This is a genomic window from Butyrivibrio sp. INlla21, from assembly GCF_900116875.1.
GTDB lineage: Bacteria > Bacillota > Clostridia > Lachnospirales > Lachnospiraceae > Butyrivibrio.
Genome location: NZ_FPCC01000022.1, coordinates 40,265 through 47,424 on the forward strand (window position 1 = coordinate 40,265; position 7,160 = coordinate 47,424).

At 42.7% G+C, this 7,160-nt stretch carries 5 protein-coding genes; all 5 read left to right on the forward strand.

Annotation, left to right across the window (positions count from 1 at the left end; translation table 11 throughout):
- Positions 1–60 precede the first annotated feature (60 nt).
- Complete coding sequence (locus BM377_RS12145; RefSeq protein WP_092248730.1) at positions 61–2,052, forward strand: 2-isopropylmalate synthase; 1,992 nt, start codon at positions 61–63, stop codon at positions 2,050–2,052.
- Between the two features lie 75 nt (positions 2,053–2,127).
- Entirely contained in the window at positions 2,128–3,171 is a 1,044-nt protein-coding gene (locus tag BM377_RS12150; protein WP_092248733.1) for a peptidylprolyl isomerase, read from the forward strand.
- A gap of 141 nt (positions 3,172–3,312) precedes the next feature.
- Positions 3,313–5,382 carry a molecular chaperone HtpG gene (gene htpG / locus BM377_RS12155; protein WP_092248736.1) on the forward strand — a complete coding sequence of 690 codons (2,070 nt, stop codon included), beginning with the start codon at positions 3,313–3,315 and terminating at the stop codon, positions 5,380–5,382.
- 62 nt (positions 5,383–5,444) lie between these two features.
- Complete coding sequence (locus BM377_RS12160) at positions 5,445–6,626, forward strand: esterase/lipase family protein (RefSeq protein WP_092248739.1); 1,182 nt, start codon at positions 5,445–5,447, stop codon at positions 6,624–6,626.
- A gap of 300 nt (positions 6,627–6,926) precedes the next feature.
- On the forward strand, positions 6,927–7,160 hold a 234-nt coding region (locus tag BM377_RS12165; protein ID WP_143104508.1), incomplete at its 3' end, for a hypothetical protein.

Genomic DNA, 7,160 nt, shown 5'->3' on the forward strand with positions numbered 1-7,160 from the left:
CTATTTTAATGTTGATAGTTTAAAAATCATCAAATTTCAACCCGGAGGGATAAGAATATTATGAAAAATTTCGAGAAATATCAGCGTCAGTATTTTATGCCGCCCAAATGCACATACGATTGGGTTAAAAAGGATTATTTAGATCATCCCCCCATCTGGTGCAGCGTTGACCTTAGAGACGGCAATCAGGCACTTATCGAGCCCATGAGCCTTGATGAGAAGCTAGAGTTCTTTACTATGCTGGTTGATCTTGGATTTAAAGAGATAGAGATCGGATTCCCCGCAGCATCGGAGACAGAGTTTGAGTTTGCAAGAACTCTTATCGAGAAGAAGATGATCCCCGATGATGTTACGGTTCAGGTACTTACACAGGCAAGAGAGCACATTATCAAAAGAACTTTCGAAGCCGTTAAGGGAGCACCCAGAGCCATCATTCATCTCTACAACTCAACTTCCGTTGCTCAGAGAGAGCAGGTTTTCAAAAAGAGCAAGGAAGAAGTTAAGCAGATCGCTATTGACGGAGCTAAGCTCCTTGATAAATTAGCCAAAGAGACTACGGGTAATTTCTCTTTTGAGTATTCACCCGAGAGTTTCCCCGGAACTGAGGTTGATTATGCCGTAGAAGTATGTAACGCCGTTCTCGATGTTTGGAAGCCCACCAAGGAGAACAAGGTTGTTATCAACATCCCTACAACGGTAGAGATTGCAATGCCTCATGTGTTTGCAACACAGGTTGAATATATCAGCAAGAATCTTAAGTATCGTGATGCGGTAAGTCTTTCACTTCATCCTCACAACGACAGAGGAACAGGCGTAAGTGATGCCGAGCTCGGATGCCTTGCGGGAGCTGACAGAATTGAGGGAACTCTTTTCGGAAACGGTGAGAGAACAGGTAACGTTGATATCGTTACACTTGCTCTCAATATGTATTCACACGGAGTTAATCCCGGACTTGACTTCAGCAAGATCATGAAGATCGCAGAGACTTACGAGAGACTTACAAGAATGCGCATCTACGAGAGACAGCCTTATGCGGGACAGCTCGTGTTCACAGCGTTCTCAGGCTCACATCAGGATGCTATTTCCAAGGGATTCTCATGGCACGAGCAGAAGAAAGACAACGGAATCTGGTCCGTACCTTATCTCCCCATCGATCCCAAGGATCTCGGAAGAGAGTACGACGGAGACGTTATCCGTATCAACAGCCAGTCCGGTAAGGGCGGCGTAAGCTACATACTTAAGACCAACTACGGCATGATGGTTCCCAAGGAGATGCAGTCCGATATCAGCTATACCATCAAGGATATCTCTGACAGAGAGCATGCGGAGCTTTCACCTGCAAGAATCTATCAGATCTTTGAAGATAAATACGTTCACAACAATTACGTGTTCAGAATTCCCGATTGTACCTTTAAGAAGGTAGACGGAATCCTTGCGGAAGTTAAGATAATGCATTTTGATAATGAGCATACTGTAGAGGCCAACGGAAACGGACGTCTCGATGCCGTAAGTAACGCCATCAAGCAGTACTTCAACATCAGCTATGAACTTTCAACATACGAAGAGCACGCTCTTTCAAGAGGTTCATCTTCCAAGGCTTGCACTTATGTCGGAATTACTTGCAAGGGTAAGAAATACTGGGGCGTAGGTATAGACGAAGACGTTATCATGTCATCCGTAAATGCTCTTGTTATCGCAGTCAACCAGATTGATGCCGTAAGAAACAGTAAGGAAGCCAAGGATGAGCGCATTAACACAATAATGAACTACATTCAGGAGAACTACCTTACAGTTACTTTGGATGATCTCTCAAGACAGTTCTATTTATCAAAGCCTTATCTTTCCAAGTTCATCAAGGAAAAATCAGGTATGACATTCGGAGACAACGTTAAGAGGATCAGACTTAACAAGGCGAGCACGCTCCTTAGAAACGGCAACATGAAGATAGAGAAAGTTGCTGAAGCTGCAGGTTATCAGAACGTTGAGCACTTCAACAGACTCTTTAAGAAAAAGTACGGAATGACACCTGTTCAGTACAGAAGTACCAGGTAAGATTCGGGATATGATATACTAAGGGAGCAAAGTTAATTCTTTGCTCCCTTAATTATTATTATACGGAGATTTATAATGAGAAAATTTTGTGCGGTGCTGCTCCTTGCGGTTATGCTACTTACGGGATGCGGCGACTTGTCGGAGCAGAGGGTTGTTTTTACGACCGGCTTTACCGACAATCAGGTATTTAGAATAGAAACGGCTGTGTGTACTCTAACCGAGGCTATGGCATATCTTGTCAATATGCAGGAGGGTTATGAGAGCACTTTCGGTACAGATATCTGGAATTCCGAGACGGACAGCGGAACGGTCGAAGACAGGTTAAAAGACTCTGTGCTTGCCAAGATCGCTCAGATCAAGGCGATGAATCTTTTGGCAAAAGAGATGGATATAGAACTCGAAGAGTCCGAAGAAAAGCTTGCGGCGGAAGCTGCAAAAGAATATTTTGACACGCTTTCCGATGCCGATAAAAAGGCGATGAACGACATAACCGTAGAGGACATCACTGCGATATATGCAGAACATGCGCTTGCCGATAAGCTCTACGACTACATAATCAGAGACATCAATCCCGAGATAAGTGATGATGAAGCAAGAACGATCACAGTCGAGCAGATACTTATAAAGACTTATAATCTTGACGCGGCGGGCAAAAAAGAGAGCTTTGATGATGCAGCTAAGGAAAATGCGTTAAACAGAGCAAAAGAGGTCAAAAGCAAGCTTGCCGAAGGGGCCAGCTTTGAGGAAACCATGGCTGAATACAACGAAGCTGACGAAGGAACTATTTCTTTTGGTAAGGGCGACATGGACGCGGCCTATGAAGAAGCGGCGTTTTCACTTGGAACAGAGGAAGTCAGCGACATTGTCGATGCTGAGGATGGCTACGTGATCATCAAGTGCATCAGTACCTTCAACAGAGAAGAGACGGAAGCCAATAAGGTCAAGATTGTTGCTGAGCGTAAAAGAGAAGTCTTCGGGCAGCAGTATGACACCTTCGTTGCAGGACTTTCCAAACAGCTCAACGAAAAGCTTTGGGATTCGATAAAGCTTGTGAGTGATGAAAATGTTACGACAACGGGACTTATGGATGTATACGGGAAATATTTCAAAAAAGATTAAAAAGATTTTTTGTTAGCACTCATTCTTGATGAGTGCTAATTTTTTATTGACTTTTATTCACGCGAGAATTAAACTTTATTTTGTACGATAAGCGCAGGCTTATGCGTATATATAATGTAATGATACAAAGGAGTGAGAGTTATGGCTTCAAAAAAGGGTAATCTTTCAATTAACAGCGAGAACATGTTTCCAATCATAAAGAAATGGCTTTATTCGGATCATGATATTTTTTACAGAGAAGTAATTTCGAATGCGTGCGATGCGATCACCAAGATCCGCAAGATGGATATGATGGGTGAGTACGAGCTGCCCGTAGATTTTAAGCCTCGTGTGGATGTGATCCTTAATGATAAAGATAAGACCATCAAGATTGTAGATAACGGTATCGGAATGACTGCGGAAGAGGTCGAGGAGTACATCAACCAGGTAGCTTTTTCCGGTGCTACCGACTTCCTTAAAAAGTACAAAGACAAGGCTAATGCAGATCAGATCATCGGTCATTTCGGACTTGGTTTCTATTCAACATTTATGGTTTCGGATTCCGTTGATATCGATACACTTTCATATAAGTCAGATGCTGCTTCCGTTCACTGGACATGCGACGGCGGCTCGGATTTTGAGATGTCTGACGGAGATAAGAAGGAAGTGGGAACAACAATCACACTTCATCTTTCAGACGACTGTCTTGAATTCTGCAACGAGTACAAGGCAAGAGAAGTAGTGCAGAAGTACTGTTCATTCATGCCATATGAGATTTATCTTTCAAGGGAAAACGAGCAGGACACAGAGACAATCAAGGCAAGTGAGAAGCTTGATTCCGATATTGTAATTGAAGAAGTTCATCCCGAGAAAAAAGAGGGTGAGGATAAAGAGCCAGAGCTCGAATATAAGATCAAGAGAAGACCTCAGCTTCTCAACGACACACATCCTCTTTGGGGCAAAACACCCAAGGATTGTACGGATGAAGAATATCTTGAGTTCTACAGAAAAGTGTTCCGCGATTACAAGGAGCCTCTTTTCTGGATTCACCTTAACATGGATTATCCCTTCAACTTAAAGGGTATCCTTTACTTCCCTAAGATCAACATGGAGTTTGAATCCATCGAGGGAACGATCAAGCTTTACAACAACCAGGTATTTATTGCCGACAACATCAAGGAAGTAATCCCTGAGTATCTGATGCTCCTTAAGGGTGTTATCGATTGTCCCGATCTTCCTCTTAACGTTTCAAGAAGTGCGCTTCAGAACGACGGTTTCGTTAAGAAGATTTCCGAGTACATCAGTAAGAAGGTAGCGGAGAAGCTTGCAGGCCTTTGCAAGACCGACAAAGAGAACTATGACAAGTACTGGGATGATATCAGTCCCTTCATCAAATACGGTTGCCTTCGTGACGACAAGTTCTGTGAGAAGATGAATGATTACATTCTTTTCAAGAACCTTGACGGTAAGTATCTCACACTTCCCGATGCGCTTCAGATCAACAAAGAGGCAGAGGCGGAAGCGGCTAAGGCTGTCGACGAAGACGGAAATGCGGTAGAGGCTGAGGTGGTTGATGACGGAGCCAAAGCCGGCGATTCCAAGGATTCCGAAGAAAAGGAGCCTCGAACCATCTATTATGTAACCGACGAGCAGCAGCAGAGTCAGTACATCAAGATGTTCAAGGCACAGAAGATGGAAGCGTTCATTATGAACCACAACATCGATACTCCTTTCATGCAGCAACTTGAGTCTAAGAACGAGGGTATCAGATTCCGGAGAATCGACGCAGACCTTACAGATACATTCAAGTCCAGAACATCCAAGAAGGTTGCCGCGGAGCTTGAGGAAAAAGAAAAAGAGCTTGGCGAGAAGATCAAGAAGGCTCTTAAGAACGATAAGCTTAATATCAAGCTTGAGAAGCTCAAGGATAAGAAGATGGCTTCAATGCTTACTGTATCCGAGGATTCAAGACGTATGGCCGACATGATGAAGATGTATGCCATGAACGGAATGGCAATGGGAGACTTCGGAAATGAAGGACAGACACTTGTGCTCAATGCCAACCATCCTCTTGTTCAGTACGTAATGGATAACAAGGACGCTGAGAACACAACGATGATCTGTGAGCAGCTTTACGATCTTGCCCGTATCCAGAATGCACCTCTCGAAGGTGATGCAATGGCCGCTTTCGTAGCAAGAAGCAACGAGATCATGATGGCACTTGCAAAATGATACAAAATCTGTAATAATAGATTAACAAAAATTTATTATTAAGATTTTGTCGGGGAAAAATAATGAACAGAATAAACGCGATAAAAAGAGGAAATACGCTGCTAAAGATCTTTTTGATAAGCACCGCGATGTTTGCATGTTATTACATATGGGATCTTTTTAGCAATCCATTCGGATTTTCGGGATTTCGCGATAGTCCGGTGTGGTTTGTGGTCAAGATATTATTGATAATACTTGCGGAAGCCATACTGTTTTGGATAGGAATAATCCTTGTATACATTAACTGTAACCAGCTTGGGATCAAGTGGAGAGTGCTCGGCGCCGTTTTTGGAATGGTACCGATCGCTCATCTTATCCTGCTTGGAAAGATCATAAAGACTGCAGACGAAGAGGTCAAAGTTGAAACAGAGAAGATCAATCTTAATGCCTCACGAAAAGAGCAGCAGATATGCAAGACCAAGTATCCCATATTGATGGTTCACGGCGTGTTCTTCAGAGACTTTGAGCACCTTAATTACTGGGGAAGAATACCTCAGGAACTTATAGATAACGGTGCAACGATATTCTACGGAGAACATAACAGTGCTTCGCCTGTTGCTGCCAGTGGCGAGGAACTTGCTAAGAGGATAAAAGATATCAAGGCGCAGACAGGATGTGAGAAAGTAAATGTCATTGCTCATTCAAAGGGCGGACTTGATATGAGATATGCGATCTCAAAGTGCGGAGCGTATGAGGATGTTGCTTCTCTTACAACAATAAATACTCCTCACAGAGGCTGTGAATTTGCGGATTTTCTTCTCGAGAAGATTCCCACTGCACAGAAAGAAGCTGTTGCGCGTGCCTATAATGCGGGCGCTGCGAAACTTGGAGATATCAATCCCGATTTTATCGGTGCCGTTACAGACCTAACACATTCTGCGTGTCATAAGCGCAATGAAGAGGTTCCGGACAGAGAAGAAGTATATTACCAGTCTGTCGGCTCAATACAGACAATGCCGGCAGCAGGCAGATTTCCTCTTAACATGTCCTACAATCTGGTGAAGTTCTTTGACGGACGAAACGACGGACTTGTCGGAGAAGAATCATTCCCTTGGGGAAGCGATTTTAAAATGCTTATACCCTACGGAAAAAGAGGAATATCTCACGGAGATATGATCGATCTGAACCGTGAGAATATCAAGAATTTTGATGTCAGAGAATTTTATGTGCAGCTTGTGAGTGATCTGAGACAAAAAGGATTTTGATTCCCCGGATTCACGGTATTTTTGCTGAGATGCTTGTTTTCGCCGCATAGCGATTTACTTATAATTCAAAAACAGGAAAATGTCTCATTTCGTGTTACTCATAGAAATCGACATTTTCCTGTTTTTTTCATTTAGCAAATCAGCCATGCGTACAAGAACAGCGCATCTCAGAAAATAATACTGTGAATCCGGGGGGATTCCTGCACTAGGCAAAAAAAGATGTATGTGATATTATGTTAATTAGTTATTTACAAATACGCTTATAAGATAAAAGAAAGCAGTATAAATGGGGAAAACAAAATGGGAAAGAGCTACGATTCGGAAGAATCAATCAGATTCATAGAAAATCTTTATGATCAGATAGAAAGCTATCTGACAAAAGCAGCTCCGCTCGAATCGGATTATCATAGATATGTCAATAATGAGACATTCGTAGGTAAGGCAGCGGAAGCATCTAAGAGATTCATCAGAGATAAACAATTACAATTTCACTATGAACAACAAAATATCCAGAACAAGCTTTATCAGATGTAT